The sequence below is a fragment of the Microbacterium sp. BE35 genome (assembly GCF_031457705.1).
Classification (GTDB): Bacteria; Actinomycetota; Actinomycetes; order Actinomycetales; family Microbacteriaceae; genus Microbacterium; species Microbacterium trichothecenolyticum.
Genome location: NZ_JAVDXD010000003.1, coordinates 228,511 through 245,735, shown reverse-complemented (window position 1 = coordinate 245,735; position 17,225 = coordinate 228,511). Strand labels below are relative to the sequence as shown.

The 17,225-nt window shown below is 70.1% G+C and carries 15 protein-coding genes; 5 read left to right on the top strand and 10 right to left on the bottom strand.

What is annotated here, in order from left to right:
• Positions 1 to 54: 54 nt before the first annotated feature.
• The 3 genes from ffh to J2Y46_RS12485 form a co-directional block, all read right to left on the bottom strand.
• Positions 55 to 1,620 carry a signal recognition particle protein gene (gene ffh, locus J2Y46_RS12495; RefSeq protein WP_310242669.1) on the bottom strand — a complete coding sequence of 522 codons (1,566 nt, stop codon included), beginning with the start codon at positions 1,618 to 1,620 and terminating at the stop codon, positions 55 to 57.
• A gap of 74 nt (positions 1,621 to 1,694) precedes the next feature.
• Entirely contained in the window at positions 1,695 to 3,764 is a 2,070-nt protein-coding gene (locus J2Y46_RS12490) for an elongation factor G (RefSeq protein WP_310242667.1), read from the bottom strand.
• A 95-nt stretch (positions 3,765 to 3,859) separates the two neighbouring features.
• Positions 3,860 to 4,855: a TetR family transcriptional regulator gene (locus J2Y46_RS12485; RefSeq protein WP_310242665.1), complete on the bottom strand. Its 996-nt coding sequence runs from the start codon at positions 4,853 to 4,855 to the stop codon at positions 3,860 to 3,862.
• 128 nt (positions 4,856 to 4,983) lie between these two features.
• Here J2Y46_RS12485 and lipB point away from each other — a divergent pair, with 128 nt between their 5' ends.
• Complete coding sequence (gene lipB / locus J2Y46_RS12480) at positions 4,984 to 5,622, top strand: lipoyl(octanoyl) transferase LipB (protein WP_045297903.1); 639 nt, start codon at positions 4,984 to 4,986, stop codon at positions 5,620 to 5,622.
• The gene (gene lipA / locus J2Y46_RS12475) at positions 5,619 to 6,650 is read left to right on the top strand and encodes a lipoyl synthase (RefSeq protein ID WP_045297904.1); all 1,032 of its coding nucleotides are present in this window, start codon (positions 5,619 to 5,621) and stop codon (positions 6,648 to 6,650) included. Before lipB ends, lipA begins: the two co-directional genes overlap by 4 nt.
• A gap of 13 nt (positions 6,651 to 6,663) precedes the next feature.
• Here the strand turns inward: lipA and J2Y46_RS12470 are convergent, their stop codons facing one another.
• The 3 genes from J2Y46_RS12470 to smc form a co-directional block, all read right to left on the bottom strand.
• Positions 6,664 to 7,164, bottom strand: a complete 501-nt coding sequence (locus J2Y46_RS12470) for a DUF2004 domain-containing protein (RefSeq protein ID WP_045297905.1) — start codon at positions 7,162 to 7,164, stop codon at positions 6,664 to 6,666.
• 81 nt (positions 7,165 to 7,245) lie between these two features.
• On the bottom strand, positions 7,246 to 8,118 hold the full coding sequence (gene ftsY, locus J2Y46_RS12465; RefSeq protein ID WP_045297906.1) for a signal recognition particle-docking protein FtsY: 873 nt from the start codon (positions 8,116 to 8,118) through the stop codon (positions 7,246 to 7,248).
• Positions 8,119 to 8,139: 21 nt separating this feature from the next.
• Positions 8,140 to 11,748 (bottom strand): chromosome segregation protein SMC, encoded by a 3,609-nt coding sequence (gene smc / locus J2Y46_RS12460; protein ID WP_310242662.1) that lies wholly within the window; start codon positions 11,746 to 11,748, stop codon positions 8,140 to 8,142.
• A gap of 492 nt (positions 11,749 to 12,240) precedes the next feature.
• Between smc and J2Y46_RS12455 the strand changes: the two genes are divergently transcribed.
• The 3 genes from J2Y46_RS12455 (at position 12,241) to J2Y46_RS12445 (ending at position 14,748) form a co-directional block, all read left to right on the top strand.
• Positions 12,241 to 12,495 (top strand): hypothetical protein, encoded by a 255-nt coding sequence (locus tag J2Y46_RS12455; protein WP_045297908.1) that lies wholly within the window; start codon positions 12,241 to 12,243, stop codon positions 12,493 to 12,495.
• A gap of 77 nt (positions 12,496 to 12,572) precedes the next feature.
• Entirely contained in the window at positions 12,573 to 13,655 is a 1,083-nt protein-coding gene (locus J2Y46_RS12450) for a GNAT family N-acetyltransferase (protein ID WP_310242660.1), read from the top strand.
• Complete coding sequence (locus J2Y46_RS12445) at positions 13,648 to 14,748, top strand: GNAT family N-acetyltransferase (protein ID WP_045297910.1); 1,101 nt, start codon at positions 13,648 to 13,650, stop codon at positions 14,746 to 14,748. Before J2Y46_RS12450 ends, J2Y46_RS12445 begins: the two co-directional genes overlap by 8 nt.
• A 24-nt stretch (positions 14,749 to 14,772) precedes the next feature.
• On the opposite strand, the gene mutM is transcribed toward J2Y46_RS12445, so the two are convergent.
• The 4 genes from mutM to J2Y46_RS12425 are packed head-to-tail and all read right to left on the bottom strand — an operon-like array spanning position 14,773 to position 17,159.
• Entirely contained in the window at positions 14,773 to 15,720 is a 948-nt protein-coding gene (gene mutM, locus J2Y46_RS12440) for a bifunctional DNA-formamidopyrimidine glycosylase/DNA-(apurinic or apyrimidinic site) lyase (protein WP_045297911.1), read from the bottom strand.
• Positions 15,713 to 16,414, bottom strand: a complete 702-nt coding sequence (rnc, locus tag J2Y46_RS12435) for a ribonuclease III (RefSeq protein ID WP_310242658.1) — start codon at positions 16,412 to 16,414, stop codon at positions 15,713 to 15,715. The genes mutM and rnc overlap by 8 nt, the downstream gene beginning before the upstream one ends.
• A gap of 19 nt (positions 16,415 to 16,433) precedes the next feature.
• Positions 16,434 to 16,643, bottom strand: coding sequence for a 50S ribosomal protein L32 (gene rpmF / locus J2Y46_RS12430; RefSeq protein WP_045297913.1), 210 nt, complete (start codon positions 16,641 to 16,643; stop codon positions 16,434 to 16,436).
• 33 nt (positions 16,644 to 16,676) lie between these two features.
• Positions 16,677 to 17,159: a YceD family protein gene (locus tag J2Y46_RS12425; protein ID WP_396653183.1), complete on the bottom strand. Its 483-nt coding sequence runs from the start codon at positions 17,157 to 17,159 to the stop codon at positions 16,677 to 16,679.
• Positions 17,160 to 17,225: the final 66 nt, after the last annotated feature.

The following is a 17,225-nucleotide window of genomic DNA, read 5'->3' as shown; positions in this document are numbered from 1 at the left end:
CGGGCGACGCGCCGGCGGCGCGTGCAGGTGACGTGGGGACTGTGGCTTCCGATGTCAGCCGCGGCCGAGCATCTTCTGCAGCTCGGCGAGGTCCGCCTCGGTCGGCGCGCCCTTCGCGCCACCGCCGCCGAGCCCGAAGCCGGATCCGGTCGGCGCCTCCGCGGCCTGAGCTGCGATGCCGGCGTTCTCTGCGGCGCGCTTCGCCGGATTGCCCGAACGCGAGCCCTTGGCTTTCTGCTGCTTGCCGCGCTTGGACGACGTGCCCGGACGCCCGGCGCCCGGGATCGGACCCATGCCGGGGATGTTCGGCACGCCGCCGCGGGCGACGGTCTTCATCATCTTCGCGGCCTGGTCGAATCGCTGCACGAGCTGGTTGACGTCGGTCACGGTCATGCCCGAACCCCGCGCGATGCGCAGTCGGCGCGAGCCGTTGAGGAGCTTCGTGTTGCGGCGCTCGGCAGGCGTCATCGAGCGGATGATCGCCTCGGTGCGATCGATCTCGCGCTCGTCGAAGTTCTCGAGCTGATCCTTCATGGACCCCATGCCCGGGAGCATCCCGAGCATCTTCTTCATGGAGCCCATCTTGCGCATCTGCTGCATCTGCGCAAGGAAGTCCTCGAGGGTGAAGGTCTCGGTCGCGAGCTTCTCGGCGACCTTCAGCGCCTCCTCCTCGTCGAACGCCTGCTGTGCCTGCTCGATGAGGGTGAGGATGTCGCCGAGGTCGAGGATGCGCGACGCCATGCGGTCGGGGTGGAACGCCTCGAGGTCGTCAAGACCCTCACCCGTCGACGCGAAGATGATCGGGCGTCCGGTCACCGACGCCACCGACAGAGCGGCGCCACCACGGGCGTCGCCGTCGAGCTTCGAGAGCACGACACCGGTGAAGTCGACGCCGTCCTGGAACGCCTTCGCCGTGTTGACGGCGTCCTGACCGATCATCGCGTCGATGACGAAGAGGACCTCGTCGGGATCGGTCGCCTTGCGGATGTCCGCGGCCTGCTTCATGAGCTCGCTGTCGACACCGAGCCGGCCGGCGGTGTCGATGATGACGACATCGTGCTGCTGGCGGCGGGCGACCTCGACGCCGTCCTTGGCGACCTTGACCGGGTCGCCGACGCCGTTGCCCGGCTCGGGAGCGTAGATCGCGGCACCGGCGCGCTGGGCGACGACCTGCAGCTGGTTGACGGCGTTGGGCCGCTGGAGGTCGGCGGCGATGAGAAGCGGCGTGTGGCCGTCCTTTTCGAGCATCTTCGCGAGCTTGCCCGCGAACGTCGTCTTTCCGGAGCCCTGGAGGCCCGCGAGCATGATGACGGTCGGCGGGTTCTTGGCGAACTGCAGGCGACGCTGCTCGCCGCCGAGGATCGCGATGAGCTCCTCGTTGACGATCTGCACGACCTGCTGGGCCGGGTTCAGAGCCCGGTTGACCTCGTCGCCGAGCGCACGCTCGCGCACCTTGGCGGTGAACTCCTTGACGACGGGCAGCGCCACGTCGGCGTCGAGCAGGGCGCGCCGGATCTCGCGGACCGTTCCGTCGACATCCGCGGGCGTGAGCTTGCCCTTGGTGCGGAGGTTGCGGAAGGTCTCGGTGAGCCGGTCGGAGAGGGTGCCGAAAGTCGCCATGATCCCCCGATTCTACGGGAGCGCGCCACATGCTTCGCCGTGCGGTGTCGCCTCGTCCTCGACGCCCGGTTCGTTCAGCTGCGAGCACCCTCCGGTGCCCGCTCATAGCCGTACGGGGTGAGCGTGAGCTCTGCCTGACCACCAGTGAGAGCGCGCAGGTCGAGCACGTACCGCGCGAGCTCCGCGTCCGGAACGATCGCAACGACGCGGGTGCGTCCGTCTGCGTCCGTCTCAGACTGGACCACGCGACCTCGGCGTCCCGACAGGTCCGTCAAGACCTGCCCCTGCTCAGCCGCAGGCACGAGGACGACGACCGTGGAAACGGGTTCGAGCAGAACGGCACCCGCTTGCGCGAGCGCCGCCCTGACACCCATGGCCGCGGCGGTGCGGAAGGCCATCTCCGAGGAGTCGACCGAGTGCGATTTGCCGTCGTACAGCTCGACGCGAACGTCGACGACCGGGTGCCCGAGCGTGCCTCCGGCAGCAAGCGCGTCACGTGAGCCCTTCTCGACGGCCGGGATGTACGAGCGGGGAACGGCACCGCCGACGACGGAGTCGACGAACTCGAAACCCCCTCCGGGAGCAAGCGGGGAGACCCGCAGCATGACGACTGCGAACTGCCCGTGTCCGCCAGACTGCTTCTTGAGCTTCCCCTCGGCCACCGCGCCGTGCGCGATCGTCTCCCGGTAGGCGACCGGCGCCGGGCCGGTCGTGACATGCACGCCGAGCACGCGAGCGAGCCGCTCGACGGCGACGGCCACATGCGTGTCGCCGAGTCCGCGCAGGATCGTGTCGGGCCCGACGCGATCCACGACGAGCGTGGGGTCCTCGGCGAGGAGGCGGCCGAGCGCTGTCGTGAGCTTCGTGTCGTCCGACTGCGACACCGGCTGCAGGCTCATCGCGAACACCGGCGGCCGGGCGGGCAGGCGCGCGGGGCGGGCGTTCATCTGAGGCCGACTCCACAGCAGCGAACCCGAAGGCGTGCCGGCGAGCTTCGCGACGGCGCCGATCTCACCTGCTCGCAGCGCGTCGACCGGCAGGTGGTCGGCCCCCCGAAGCCGGAACAGCGCCGGCATCCGCTCCTCGACGCCCGTCGTGGCGTTGCGCAGGCGATCACCGGGTCGCAGGACGCCGGAGAGCACCTTGAGCATCGCGATCTGACCCACGAACGGGTCTGCCACGGTGCGGAACACGTGGACCAGCTTGTCGCCCGTAGGCTCGGGTGCGACGCTGTGCTCGCTGCCTCCCCCGCCGTCTTCGTCGACGCCGAGAATGATGCTGCTGTCACGCTGCGACACGGCGGGGGCGAGCTCGCACAGGAGATCGAGCACGCGGTCGACGCCCGCCCCGGTCATGGCGGAGCACACGACGACGGGCACGCCGTCGCGGGCGGCCACGGTGCGGGCGAGCGTGCGCCCGAGTTCGGCTGCCGCCGGCTCGCGTCCCTCGAGGTACGCCTCGAGCTGGTCGTCGTCCCGCGACACGATCTCCTCGGTGACCGCCTGATGCAGGCGATGCTCCTCCTCTGCGAGGTCGGCGGGCACCGGTTCTTCGTGCCGGCCGCCGTCGGCGTCGTAGAGCACGGCCTGCTCCGTGAGGACGTCGGCGACGCCCTGGAACGACTGCGCCTCCCCGACGGGCAGCTCCAGCGTCCAGATGCGGTCGCCGAACTCGCCGCGGAGCTGGTCGAGCACTCCCCGGAACGACGCTCGCGCGCGGTCCTCCTGCGTCACGACGACCACCCGAGCCACGCCCGCGCCCTCCGCGGCGGCCCACGCGGTCCGGGCGCCGGCGGTCACGCCGTCGATGGCGCTGACCACGAGCACCGCCACATCGGCGACCGCGAGCGCGGCGTCCACGGCGCCCGCGAAGTCCGGGTGCCCGGGTGTGTCCAGGAGGGTGACTCCGCAGTCCGCGTCGCCGACACGCCACGACAGCCACGCGGGTGTCAGCCCGAGCGTCGTATGCCGCGCGATCTCCTCGGGTTCGTGATCGCACACGGTCGTGCCCTGCTCGATCGCCCCCCGCCGCGAGATCGCTCCCGAACGGTGCAGCAGCGCCTCCGCCAGCATCGTCTTGCCCGATCCCGTCGCGCCGATGAGGGCGACGGAGCAGTGCATGGAGAGTGCGGATGCCGATTCCACGATGACCTCCCACGACGATGTGCGCTGGGCACCATCGTGCACCGTCTCCGATCCGGCTGCCAGAGGACTCCGGAGGAACGCCGTCCAGCGGGTGGTCAGTCGGCGGGACCGAGCTCCTGGAAGAGCGTGAGCTGCAGCCCGGCGGGGCCGCGCAGGCGCGCGTTGACCGAGCGCCAGGGCGTCTCGCGCGCGGATGCCTCGATCTCGGCGCCCGCGTCGGCCAGCCGTGACGCGGTGGTCGCGGTGTCGGCCACCTCGAGGGCCAGACGGATCCGGTCGCTCGGAGCATCGCCGTCGGTCTCGACGCGGTCGATGAAGTCCACCTGGGCGGGATTGGCGATCTCGAGCGTCGCGCGACCGGCCGCGAGGATCGCGACTCGCGCGCCGCCGTCCGCCTCGTACGCCTCGGCCTGCGGCATTCCGACGACGTCGCGATAGAACGCGAGGGTCTGGTCGAACGCCGCCGCCTGCACCACGACGCGAAGCTGAGCGACGTCGCCGACCGGAGCCGTCGACGAGACGGGTGACGCCGCGTCGGCCGCGAGGGAGAGGAAGCGGACGAGCGACGTGCGTCCGGCGCCGTCGTGCGCCCACGCCTCGATGGCGGCGAGCACCGCGCCGCCCCACGCCGCTCCGGCGACCTCGGAGCGAACGCGGTCGGCGCCGCCGAGCAGCAGGCGAGCAGCGACCGCTCGCGCCACACGCGCTCGCCGCAGCGCGGCATCGCGCTCGTACTCCGCCTCCAGACCCATCGCACCGGCGTTCACGATCCCGAGGGCGAGGCTGTCGGGCGCGAAGGACTCGGCGATGCCCAGCGTCGCGGCGCGAACGGCGGCGGGGGCATCCGTTCCATCCGCTTCTTCGAGGCGCTGCTCGAAGACCGTGAGCCTTTCGTCGAGTCCTGCCCAGAGCACGTCCGACTTCGATGAGAAGTAGTTGAAGAAGCTGGATCGGCTGACTCCGGCACGACGGGCGATGTCGACGATCGACGTCTGCTCGTACCCCTGCTCGAGGAAGAGCTCGCAGGCGGCCTCGGCGATGGTCTCGCGCGACGACGCCTTGGGGCGCCCCGCGCGCGGCTCGGTGGACATGAAGCCCACCCTATTGGCCGCTTTCGGCGCGCGCCCGGCGATGCCAGGGGATCGGCGTCACCGCGCACGGCGGATGTATTGTTGGACGCGATCCATCAATCGCCACCAGCGAACAGCGAAGGAGCACGATGCTCGACATCCAGACCGTCGGCCTCTCCCCCGACTACGTGCCGTATCTCGACGGCTGGGCGCTGCAGCGCAGCCTTCACGCCGACATCGTCGCGGGGACCCGGTCCGACACGCTCCTGCTGCTCGAGCACGAGCCGGTCTACACCGCGGGGGCGCGCACCGCGCGCCACGAGCGGCCGACCGACGGCACGCCGGTCGTCGACGTCGACCGCGGCGGCAAGATCACGTGGCACGGACCCGGCCAGCTGGTCGGCTACCCGATCGTCCGCCTCGCCGAGCCGGTCGACGTGGTCGCCCATGTGCGCCGGCTGGAACAGCTGCTGATCGACGCGCTGCACGAGTTCGACGTCGACGGCTACCGGGTCGAAGGACGCAGTGGAGTGTGGGTGCGGCGCCCGCTCGGCGAGGACAAGGTCGCGGCCATCGGCGTGCGCGTGCAGCGTGGGGTCACGATGCACGGCTTCGCGCTGAACTGCGACAACTCGCTGGCAGGGTTCCGCGGGATCATCCCGTGCGGGATCACGGATGCCGGGGTCACGACCGTCAGCGAGATCGTCGGCGCCGACATCTCCCCGAGCGACGTGATCGACACCGTGTCACGGGTCTTCGCCGACGACTTCGCGGGGGTGCCGGCATGAGCGCCTGTGGCACGCCGGGCTCGGCATCCGCCCCCTCGTCCGCTCCCGACGGGCGCAAGCTGCTTCGTCTCGAAGTCCGTAACGCGCAGACGCCGATCGAGCGCAAACCGGAGTGGATCAAGACCCGGGCCAAGATGGGGCCGGAGTACCAGGCGCTGCACTCGCTCGTGAAGACCGAGGAGCTGCACACGGTCTGCCAGGAAGCAGGCTGCCCGAACATCTACGAGTGTTGGGAGGACCGGGAGGCGACGTTCCTCATCGGCGGCTCGCAGTGCACCCGCCGGTGCGACTTCTGCCAGATCGACACCGGCAAGCCCGCCGACTACGACACCGACGAGCCCCGCCGCGTCGCCGAGAGCGTCGTACGCATGAACCTGCGCTACGCCACGGTCACCGGCGTCGCCCGCGACGACCTGCCCGATGGAGGCGCATGGCTGCACGCCGAGACGGTGCGCGCCATCCACGCCGCGAACCCGAACACGGGCGTCGAGATCCTCGCGACCGACTTCAACGGCGACCCGTCGCTGCTCGGCGAGGTGTTCGACAGCCGCCCCGAGGTGTTCGCGCACAACGTCGAGACGGTGCCCCGCATCTTCAAGCGCATCCGCCCTGCGTTCCGGTACGAGCGCTCGCTCGACGTCCTCACGCAGGCCCGGGATGCCGGCCTCATCACCAAGTCGAACCTGATCCTCGGCATGGGTGAGGAACCGGAAGAGGTCGTGCAGGCTCTCGAGGACCTGCACGCGGCGGGCACCGACATCATCACGATCACCCAGTACCTGCGGCCCTCGCCTCGCCACCTGCCGGTGGCGCGTTGGGTCAAGCCGCAGGAGTTCGTCGAGTTCAAGGAGGAGGCCGAGCGCATCGGGTTCCTCGGCGTACTGGCCGGACCGCTCGTGCGCTCGTCGTATCGCGCGGGCCGCCTCTGGGCGCAGTCGATGATCTCGAAAGGCCGCGAGGTTCCGTCCCATCTCGCTCACATCGCGGAGGACGTGCACGTCGACCGCGGGTTCGCGCAGGCGGTCTGAGGGCGGGCGGACGCTAGTCGGCGCTCGTCACCGACAGCACGCCGCCGTCGGAGTCGAGGTTGACGAGCAGCACGTCGTCGGTGGCGTCGGGGTCGAGTGCGTACTCGAGAACGGCGAACGGGTCGGAGCCGCCGTGCTCGTCGGCGAGGATCGTCATGCTCATCAGCTGCAGCGAGCGGATCACGTCGATGTGCACATCGCCCGAGATGTCGACGAGCGTGTCTTCGAGCGCGTCGCCGAGCGCCTCCTGCTGCTGCAGGATGTACTCGGTCACTTCGCTGGTGCGGTCGCTCAGCTCGTTCACCATCGCATTGCGGGCGCTGCGGTCGATGTCCTCGATCGCGGAGATGAGCGCTGCGGCCACGTCGAGAGCCGCCTCCGAGACGTCGTCCTGGTCGGGAGCCGTGAGATCCACCGTGACGGACTGGTCTCCCAGTTCGACGTTCTCCGACCAGAAGATCGATCCGTCAGGCCCCGATTCGAGGAGTCCGAAGTAGTCGTGCTCGATCGCCATGACCCCATGAAACCGCAACGAGCGCGTCCGCGATAGTCCGACCCCGGCATGGCGCGGATTCGGTCGGATCTCCACCGCGATTCAGTCGACGAGGGATGCCGCGAAGACGTGCGGAGTGAAGCCCGTGAGGTCGCCGATGCCCTCGCCCTGGCCGAGCAGCTTGACCGGGATCCCGGTGCGCTCCTGCACGGCGAGGACGAAGCCGCCCTTCGCCGATCCGTCGAGCTTCGTGAGGACGAGGCCGGTGACGCCGGCGTGCTCGAGGAACGCCTGCGCCTGCATGACGCCGTTCTGTCCGGTCGTCGCATCGAGCACGAGGAGCACCTCGCTGATGGGCGCCTGCTTCTCGATGACGCGCCGGATCTTGCTGAGCTCGTCCATGAGCCCGCCCTTGGTGTGGAGGCGTCCGGCGGTGTCGACGAGCACGATCTCGGTACCGGTGCTCTTGGCGTACTCGATCGTCTGGAAGGCGACGGATGCCGGATCCTGGCCCTCCTGCTGCGGCCGGACGATCGTCGCGCCGCCGCGCTCCGCCCACGTCGCGAGCTGGTCGACCGCCGCGGCCCGGAACGTGTCGGCTGCGCCCACCACCACCGATCGGCCGTAGCGCTGCAGGAACTTCGCGAACTTGCCGATCGTCGTCGTCTTCCCGACGCCGTTGACCCCGACGACCAGCACGACGGCCGGTCGCTCGGTGAGACGCAACGTGGTGTCGAACTTCGCGAAGTGCTCCTCGAGGGTCTCCTTCAGCATCCGCTGGAGGTCCCTCGGGTCGGTGGTGCGGTAGCGCTCCACCTTCTCGCGCAGCTCGTCCACGATGCGCTCCGTGATGTCGGGGCCGAAGTCCGCGGTGAGCAGCGCGGTCTCGAGGTCTTCCCACGTCGTCTCGTCGATGGTCGGCTTGACGAACATTCCGCGCAGCGCGCGTCCGAGCGACCAGGAGCTCTCTGCCATGCCTCTAAGCCTAGGGTCCGCTCACGAGGCCACGCGCTCTGCGATGCGCTGGCCGACCACGGCCGACACGCCGTCCTGCCGCATCGAGACGCCGTAGAGCGCGTCGGCGATCTCCATCGTGCGCTTCTGATGCGTGATCACGATGAGCTGGCTCGAGGCGCGCAGCTGCTCGAAGACGCCGAGGAGGCGCCCGAGATTCGCGTCGTCGAGGGCGGCCTCGACCTCGTCGAGGATGTAGAACGGGCTCGGGCGGGCCTTGAAGATCGCGGTCAGCAGCGCCACCGCCGCAAGCGACCGCTCGCCGCCCGACAAGAGTGAGAGCCGCTCGATCTTCTTGCCCACGGGCCGGACGGCTACCTCGATCCCCGTGGTGAGGGGCGAGTCCGGATCCGTGAGCGCGATCGAGCCGGTGCCCCCAGGGAAGAGGATCGGGAACACCTCGCCGAACGCCACCTTGGTGTCTTCGAACGCAGCGAGGAAGATCGTCTGCATGCGCTCGTCGAGCTCTTCGATGATCGTGAGCAGGTCCTTGCGCGTCTGGGTGAGATCGGCCAGCTGCTCCGTCATGAACTTATGACGCTGCTCGAGCGCTTCGAACTCCTCGAGCGCGAGCGGGTTCACCCGGCCGAGCTGCGCCAGCTTGCGCTCGGCCTCCTGCAGGCGTCGGCGCTGCTGCGGGCGATCGTAGGGAACGGTCCCCACGCCCCCTCCAGGCGCCGCCGGCGCGTCGCCCGGAGGCCCGGGCCGCGTGGGCCCAGCTGCGCCCTCGGGGGCGCCCGCATCTCGGAGCGGCTGAGCGACCGGATCGACGGGAACGGGCTGATCCGGACCATATTCCGAAACAAGAATGTTCTCGTCGAGTCCCAGCTCAGACTGCACCCGCTCGAGAAGGCCGGTGACATGGAGACGCTTCTCGTGAATCTGCAGCTCCAGGCTGTGAACGCTCTCCGTCAGCCCTGCCAGCCGCTCCCGCACCCCGCTCTCCTGTGCGCGGAGCTCGGCGAGCTCGGCCGTCACCGCCGTGCGCTCCGACTCCGCAGCGGCGAGCTCGGCACGGGCCTGCGCGAGGGAACGGTCGACCGAGTCGATGACGGCGGGCAGATGCCCCGCGACGCCCGCGGCGATCTCGCGCTGCGCGCGACGGACCACGGCGCGGCGCGCCGCCTCTGCCGCCGCATCGCGCTCACGTTCACGCTGGCGCTCGAGCGCCACCACCCGCGCTTCGCCCGCCCGGATTCGTTCGCGGAGCGTCTCGACGTCGAGGCGAGAGCGCATCTCGCCGTCGCGAGCCTCTTCGAGCGCCGCGAGCATGCCCTCGCGCGCGGAGGCGTCCAGGATCGGACGCGGGGCTTCGAGTGCCGAGGTCAACTGGTCGTCTGCGGACCGCGCCGACGCCTCGGCCTCCGCGACGGCCGCGGCCGCCTGGGCGAGCCCCGCGGCGAGTCGATCGCACTCGGCGACGGCGGCCTCATGCCGGAGCGTCGCCCGGTTGACCTGCTCGGCGTGGGCCGCAAGAGCGGCGTCGTGCTCGCGAAGGGTCGCGAGCGCGGTCTTCGTGCGCAGGCGCGCCGACTCGAGCTCGCGCGTCGCGTCGGCCAGCGCGGCGCGCAGCGAGTCCGCCACGACGGCGATCTCGTCGCGGCGGTCGGCCGCGGCATCCCGTTCCGCCGCGAGCTCCAGTCGCGATCGCGAGGCCCCCGCGCCCGCGCGGAGCGAGTACTCGGTGTACACCTCGCCGCGGCGGGTGACGAGGGTGATCGGGCCGCCCAGCTCGGCATTCGCCAACGCGGGACCGGCGTCGCGCGCGGTATCGAGATCGTCGGCCACCATGACGTACGACAGCAGGGCGAGCACGCCCTCAGGAGCCGTCACGACCTCTCGTGCCGGCACCACACCGCGCAGCGACGGGAACGGCGGACCCATCACGCTCGCGGTGGCGATCACGATGTCGACGACACCGGCTTCGGCATCGCGCGCGGCGTCCGCCAACGTGAACGCGCTGTCGCGGTCTTCGACGAGGACGCCTTCGGCGATCGGTCCCAGCACCGCCGCGATCGCGGCCTCGAACCCCGGCTTGACCTGCACGGCGTCGCCGACCAGCCCGCGGACGCCGTCGCGCCCGTCCGCGATCAGCGACGAGGCGCCGTTCTTCACATCGAGCGCCCGGCTCAGCGCTGCCGTCTGCGCCGTAAGCGCCTCACGTTCGCGTTCCGCGGCGTGCAGGCGCTCACGGAGCGAGGAGACCGTGGCCTCGGACTCCGAGGCGTCGCGCTGCGCCCGGTCGTACGCCGCTGCGTGATCGGCCGAGGACTCCTCGGGAACGAGGTCGGGGTCGACGCCGGCGAGGATCTCCTCGGCCTCCGCACGGCGTGCGAGCGCGGCATCCAGCGCCTTCTGCTGACGCTCGACCGCGGCGCGCACGGCAGCGAGAGCGGATGACGCAGCCTCCGCGGTACCGCGCAGCGCGGTGATGCGCATGTCGTGGTCCGAGACCAGCGCGCTCTGCGCGGCGATGTCGACGTCGAGCGCGTCGAGTTCGGCGCGGGCGCGCACGACGCCGCGCGCCGCCTCGGCGGCGGAATCCTGTGCGGCGCCGAGGCCGTCCGACACGACGTCGATCTCGGCGCGTGCCTCGTCGATCATCGCCTGCGAGACCGTCGTCAACTCGATGCGGTCCTCGTCCTCGGCGTCGCCCAGGAGTGCGAGTCGCTGACCGGCCAGGGCGTACAGACCGCGCAGGCGCTCCTGCACCCGCTCGAGCCCGAACGCCACGCGGCGCGCCTGGTCCACGCTCTCGGATCGCTGGTCGCTCTCGAGCTGCTCGATGCGCACGCGAGCGTTGTCGAGCCGATCCTGCAGCACCATGCGCTCGGCATGCCGCTCCTGCTCGCTGTGCGCGTGCGAGGCGAGCTCGGCGCGGAGGCCCACGATCTCGTCGGCGAACAGACGGGCCTTCGCGTCGCGCACGACCGCGGCGATCGTCGCCGCTTCACGGGCGATCTCGGCCTGACGCCCCAGCGGCTTGAGCTGCCGGCGCAGCTCTCCCGCGAGGTCGCTGAGCCGCGTGAGGTTCGCCTCCATCGCGTCGAGCTTTCGCAGGGTCTTCTCTTTGCGACGGCGGTGCTTGAGGATGCCGGCCGCCTCCTCGATGAAGCCACGGCGGTCTTCGGGCGTCGCCTGCAGCACGCTGTCGAGGCGACCCTGTCCGACGATCACATGCATCTCGCGACCCAGCCCGGAGTCGCTCAGCAGCTCCTGCACGTCCAGCAGGCGGCAGGACTCGCCGTTGATCGCGTACTCGCTGGAGCCGTTGCGGAACAGCGTGCGGCTGATCGTGACCTCGGAGTACTCGATCGGAAGGGCGCCGTCGCTGTTGTCGATCGTGAGCTGCACCTCGGCCCGGCCGAGCGGCCCGCGCGTCGCGGTGCCGGCGAAGATGACGTCCTCCATCTTCCCGCCGCGGAGCGTCTTGGCGCCCTGCTCCCCCATCACCCACGCGAGCGCGTCGACGACGTTGGACTTGCCGGAGCCGTTGGGACCGACGATGCAGGTCACGCCGGGTTCGAGGGCGAAGGTCGTCGGCTGGGCGAACGACTTGAACCCTTTGAGCGTCACGCTCTTCAGGTGCATGGATTCGCCTTCCACCCCGGTCGTTTACCCGCCTACGCTACCCGAGCAAGCCTCCGCTGCCGGGAGGACCGGCCGAGCGGCATCCGGATGCCGCGACACGCCATGAGATCACCGAATCTGCGAGAAAGCTTGACGCGGGTATCCCGCACCCGCTAACGTCACTCTCTGCGTCTGAAGTCGAGAAAGGAGGTCCCCCGATGATGCTGATGACTCCAACCGGAATCGCCGCCCGTGATGGCGGAGCGATTCGTGCCGTCGCGTCGGGGACCGTCTCCTTCGGCGCTGTGCTGAGCGGCCGCTTCCCCGCCGCCATCTGATCCCCGCAGGGGACGAGTCTGCCCGTTTTCGGGCGACGACCGTCTGCTGCGCCGCACCCGCTTCGCGGTGCTGAGCGCTCTCCCCCTGCAACCACCTCCCGTCGTGCTGCGGCACGGCATCCCCCGCCTCCGGCGCCTGCCCGAGGCATCCCTTCCACAACCGGAAAGAACGCTCATGAATACTCTCCTTGCGCCGCAGCGCCGCTCGGGCCTTCCCGATACGCTGCGGCTCCCGAGCCGCGACACCCGCACATCGCTCCTGGACCGCCTCGCCCTTCACCTGGGTGTGCGGCTGCTGCTGTGGAGCACCCGCACGCCGCGGCTCGCGGACGACCGCCGCCGGCACGCTCAGACGTACCGGCATCAGGAGGCCACCGCGCAGCGTGAACGCGCCTACCTCCGCGAGGCCAGCCTCGCTCCCCGGCCGTGACGGCCACCGGGTCCGCCGCCCGCATGCGGGCGGCGGACCCCCACCCCCGACCACACGACATGCAAGGACGCACTGACATGACCACCCTCACGGGGCTCGAGTTCCGCCCCCTCGTCGTACCCGCCTCCATCGACGCACCGGATGCCGCCGACTTCGTGGAGATGGTGCGCGTGCGCAACCTCATCTACCGCGAGATCTCCGGGCACGACGACCACGGGATCACCGCGGACGAGCTGCTCCCCCACTACCGGCCTTCCGAATACGAGACCCGGCTCAGCTGGGTGATCGTCGACGTCGGCGCGATCGTCGGCCGCGTCGGCCTCGACGTCCCGCACGAGGACGGCTCGACCGCCGCGTTCTGGCTCATCGAGCTGCTGCGCGAGACGTGGGGCCGTGGCATCGGATCCGCGGCCTACGAGCTCGTCGAGCGCACCGCCCGCGAACACGGTCGCACCGTGCTGCAGTCGTGGGCTGAGCACCCGGCCGCGCCCGGCCCGCAGCTCGCACCGCCCACCGGCTTCGGCGAGATCCCCGAGGACCACGTCGCCCGGTTCTACCTCCGGCACGGATACAGGCTCGAACAGGTCGAGCGCAACAGCGCCTTCGACCTGACGGGCTCATTCGCCGGCGTCGAGCGACTCCTCGCCGAGGCGCAGGCCGCATCGCCCGCCTACCGCGTCGTCCAGTGGTCTGCGCCGACCCCCGACGAGTATGTCGCCGGCTACGCCTGGATGAAGTCCCGCATGTCGACGGATGCCCCCGCCGCGGCCCTCGAATTCGACGAGGAGACGTGGGATGCTGCGCGCATCGCCGAGCACGACGGGCGATACACCTCGTCCGGGCGCACGATCCTGGTCACGGCGGCACAGCACATCGAGACCGGTGCGCTGTGCGCGTTCAACGAGCTCGTGATCGGCAAGGATCACACCGAGGCGACGCACCAGGAGGACACCTTGGTCCTCAAGGAGCACCGCGGGCACAAGCTCGGAACGCTCGTGAAGTGCGCGGGGCTCCTGTCGTGGCGCGAGATCGCGCCGGACTCGAAGCGCGTCATCACCTACAACGCAGAGGAGAACCGGCCGATGCTGGACATCAACGAGGCGATCGGCTTCGTGCCGATCGCGTACGAAGGTGCATGGAAGAAGGTGCTCGATGACTGACCTGGCCGAAACCGGCGTCGTGACCGTCCAGCGGATCGTCGTCCCCGAGACGGCGGACGCCCCGGATGCCCGCGTGTTCCTCGAGATGGTGCGGATCGACAACGCGGTCTGCCTCGAGGACGCCGGACACGACTACCTGCACGAGGAGCCCGACGAGGTGCTCGGGTTCTGGCAGGACCAGACCGACTGGACGCAGCTCGGCTTCGCCGCACTGCGGGCTGACGAGGTGCTCGGGGCCGTGAAGCTCATGATCTCGAACGAGGCGGATGCCAGCACGATCGAGTTCGACCTGATGATCGATCCGCCGCACCGCGGTCGTGGTCTCGAGGAGCGGCTCCTCGCCGAGGTCGAGCGGGAGGCGCGCGAGCGCGGCCTCGCCACGATCCAGACATGGACACTGCATCGACCGGATGCTGCGGGCCCGCGCCTTCAGCCCTCCACGGGTTGGGGCGCCGTCCCTGCCGACGACGCGCAGACGAAGTTCCAGCTGGCGAGCGGCTTCACGCTCGAGCAGGTGGAGCGCAACAGCGTGTTCGATCTGACCGGCGACCTCGCCCTCGTGCAGCGCATGCTCGCGGACGCCGTCGCGGTCGCGGGTGAGGAGTACCGGCAGATCCAGTGGACGTCGCCGACGCCGCCGGAGTACGTCGACGGGTTCGCCTACGCGCTGTCCCGCATGTCCACCGACGTGCCGGCCGGCGGCCTCGTCATCGACGAGCAGCACTGGGACGCGGCGCGGGTCGAGCGCCGCGATGCCCGTCTCAAGGCACAGGGGCTCACTGTCTCGGTCGCGGCCGTGCTCCACGTGCCGACGGGGCGGGTCGCCGCATACAACGAGCTCGTGATCGGCGAGGACCGCTCCGGCGCGACGCAGCAGTACGGCACGCTCGTCGTGAAAGAGCACCGCGGCCATCGCCTCGGAACGATCGTCAAGTGCGCGAACCTGCTGCGCTGGCGCGACCTGGTACCGGAGTCGCCGCGGGTCTCGACGTTCAACGCCGAGGAGAACCGCCACATGCTCGACATCAACGAGTCCATCGGCTTCGTGCCCGCCTCGTACGCCGGCGCATGGAAGAAGGTGCTCGAACTCTGATCTCCGGCGTCCGCCGGAGTCGACTCAGTCGTGTGCCGTGCTCGGTTCGTCCACACCCGGGCGCGGCACTCGCTGGCAATGCGCACAGAAGTGACTCGAGCGATTCGTGAACGACACGCGCACGATCGGTCGGCCGCACCGGGGGCACGGCTCTCCGGTGCGGCCGTACGCGTTGAGCGAGTGGGCGAAGTACCCCGCTTGCCCATTGACGTTGACGTACTGCGCGTCGAAACTGGTGCCGCCTTCTGCCAGCGCCTTATCGAGGACGTGGCGCACTTCGCCGAGCAGGCGGTTCACGGCGCGGGTCGGCAGAGCGCGGGCGGGCGTCTCGGGGTGTATGCGCGCGGCCCACAGCGACTCGTCGGCGTAGATGTTGCCGACTCCGCTGACGACCGTCTGGTCGAGCAGCACGCGCTTGATCGCCGAGTCCTTGCGCGCGAGGGCACGCCGGAACCCGGAATCCGAGAACGCCGGATCGAGAGGATCGCGTGCGATGTGCGCCACCTGCGCGGGGACGGATGCCTCGCCCCACCCGTGACCGCCGGGTGCGCCGTCGGGCGTGGCGATCAGGTCGTCGATCGCGAGCGAGCCGAACGTGCGCTGGTCGGCGAAGACGACCGAGAGCTCGCCGTGCGTCGGATGTGCGAGGTCGATGCGCACGCGCTCGTGCCGCTCAGCGGGGGCGCCCGGAGCACGCAAAAGCATCTGCCCGCTCATGCCGAGGTGGCCGATCACCGCCTCCTCGGAGGGAGTGCCATCAGCGTCCGACCGCAGCGGAAGCCACAGGAATTTGCCGCGCCGGGCGGCGGCGCTGACGACACGCCCGGTGAGCCGCGACTCGAAGTCGGAGCCGCCGCCGGTGTGTCGCGTCAGCGCGCGTTCGTCGAGCACGGTGACGCCCACCACGAGCGCGCCGGTCACGGCAGGGGCGAGGCCGGCGCGGACGACCTCGACCTCGGGAAGCTCAGGCACGCCCGCTGAGTGCGCGCCACGCCGTGAGCGCGGCCGCCATCTCGGCATGCTTCTTGCTCGTGCCCGCGCCCTCCGCCGAGAGTTCGCCCACCGTCACGGTCGCGGTGAAGCGCCGGTCATGGTCGGGTCCCGTCGAGGTGACTTCGTACGCGGGGGGCAGCAGCCCGGCGTGCGCGGCGAGCTCTTGCAGCGCCGTCTTCGGATCCATCGCCGCACCGTAGCGCTCCGGGTCCGCGAGCAGCGGCTCGACGAGCCGCAGCACGAGTCCGGTGGCGGCATCGGATCCGTTCGACAGGTATGTCGCCCCGAAGATCGCCTCCATGGTGTCGGCCAGGATCGAGTCCTTGTCGCGTCCGCCGGTGAGGATCTCGCCGCGGCCCAGCCTGAGGTGCGCACCCAGGCCGATGCCCCGGGCGATCTCGGCGAGAGCCACCGTCGAGACGACGCTGGCGCGCCGCTTCGCGAGTGCGCCCTCTTCGAGCTCGGGATGCCCGGTGAACAGACGCACCGTCACAGCCAGGCCGAGCACGGAGTCCCCGAGGAACTCGAGACGCTCGTTGTGCGGGACCTGTCCGTTCTCATACGCCCAGGAACGATGTGTCAGCGCCAGCGACAGAAGCTCGGGGTCGATATCGACTCCGAGCTTCTGTGTGAGGTCTGAGAGCGTGTTCCGCTCCGCTGCGACGTCTGTCACGTCAGACCGTGCGCGACGATCAGACGTCGGCGACCTTGCGGCCCTTGTACTCGAGGAACAGCTCGGTGCCCTGCGAGTCCGTGACGACCTTCGCCTGGTGCGGACGGCTGTAGACGGTCTTGCCGTTCTCGACGGTCTTGACGAGCGTGGGGGCCTCGGCCTTCCACTGCGCGCGACGCGAGCGAGTGTTGGAGCGGGAGACCTTCCGCTTCGGGGGGTTACCTGCCATGGCTAGCTCTCTTCTGTGTTCTCGACGCCGCTGTCAACCGCGGGGGCGCGGTGCATCGTCGTCGTGGCTCGTGGTGAAGTCCTGGAGCGCGGCCCATCGTGGATCGAGAGGCCCGCTCTGCGGCGTTCCGGCGTTCTCGGCCAGTCGCTCACCCGTGACCGGATCTAGTCCGGGGCAATCCGGCTGGCACACCGGCTGAAACGGAAGCGACAGGACGACCGCTTCCCTGACCAGAGTTTCAAGATCCACGTGGTCGTCTTGAACCTCGAAGTCAGTTTCTTCCTCCCCAGGATACGCGAAAAGCTCCTGAAACTCGACTTTGAGCCCTTCGGCGATGTCGATGAGGCAGCGACTGCAGATGCCGGCGTACTCGGTGTCGATTTCTCCGGACACGAGAATGCCCTCGTGCACCGACTCGAGGCGCACGTCGATGACGACCGGCTCGCCCTCGGCGACCGAGACGAGTCCCTCGCCCCACTTCTCGGGAGCAGGGGCCTCGATGGTGTGCTCGCGCATCTCTCCGGAACGGTGGGCGATGTCTCGGATCGGGAGGACGAACGGACCCGTCACATGCTTTCTGAC

Excerpts from the sequence above, each read along its gene's own strand:
- ffh (WP_310242669.1), bottom strand. The coding sequence starts at position 1,620 with ATGGCGACTTTCGGCACCCTCTCCGACCGGCTCACCGAGACCTTCCGC.
- J2Y46_RS12485 (WP_310242665.1), bottom strand. The coding sequence starts at position 4,855 with ATGTCCACCGAGCCGCGCGCGGGGCGCCCCAAGGCGTCGTCGCGCGAG.
- lipB (WP_045297903.1), top strand. The coding sequence starts at position 4,984 with ATGCTCGACATCCAGACCGTCGGCCTCTCCCCCGACTACGTGCCGTAT.
- lipA (WP_045297904.1), top strand. The coding sequence starts at position 5,619 with ATGAGCGCCTGTGGCACGCCGGGCTCGGCATCCGCCCCCTCGTCCGCT.
- J2Y46_RS12470 (WP_045297905.1), bottom strand. The coding sequence starts at position 7,164 with ATGGCGATCGAGCACGACTACTTCGGACTCCTCGAATCGGGGCCTGAC.
- ftsY (WP_045297906.1), bottom strand. The coding sequence starts at position 8,118 with ATGGCAGAGAGCTCCTGGTCGCTCGGACGCGCGCTGCGCGGAATGTTC.
- smc (WP_310242662.1), bottom strand. The coding sequence starts at position 11,748 with ATGCACCTGAAGAGCGTGACGCTCAAAGGGTTCAAGTCGTTCGCCCAG.
- J2Y46_RS12455 (WP_045297908.1), top strand. The coding sequence starts at position 12,241 with ATGAATACTCTCCTTGCGCCGCAGCGCCGCTCGGGCCTTCCCGATACG.
- J2Y46_RS12450 (WP_310242660.1), top strand. The coding sequence starts at position 12,573 with ATGACCACCCTCACGGGGCTCGAGTTCCGCCCCCTCGTCGTACCCGCC.
- J2Y46_RS12445 (WP_045297910.1), top strand. The coding sequence starts at position 13,648 with ATGACTGACCTGGCCGAAACCGGCGTCGTGACCGTCCAGCGGATCGTC.
- rpmF (WP_045297913.1), bottom strand. The coding sequence starts at position 16,643 with ATGGCAGGTAACCCCCCGAAGCGGAAGGTCTCCCGCTCCAACACTCGC.
- J2Y46_RS12425 (WP_396653183.1), bottom strand. The coding sequence starts at position 17,159 with ATGCGCGAGCACACCATCGAGGCCCCTGCTCCCGAGAAGTGGGGCGAG.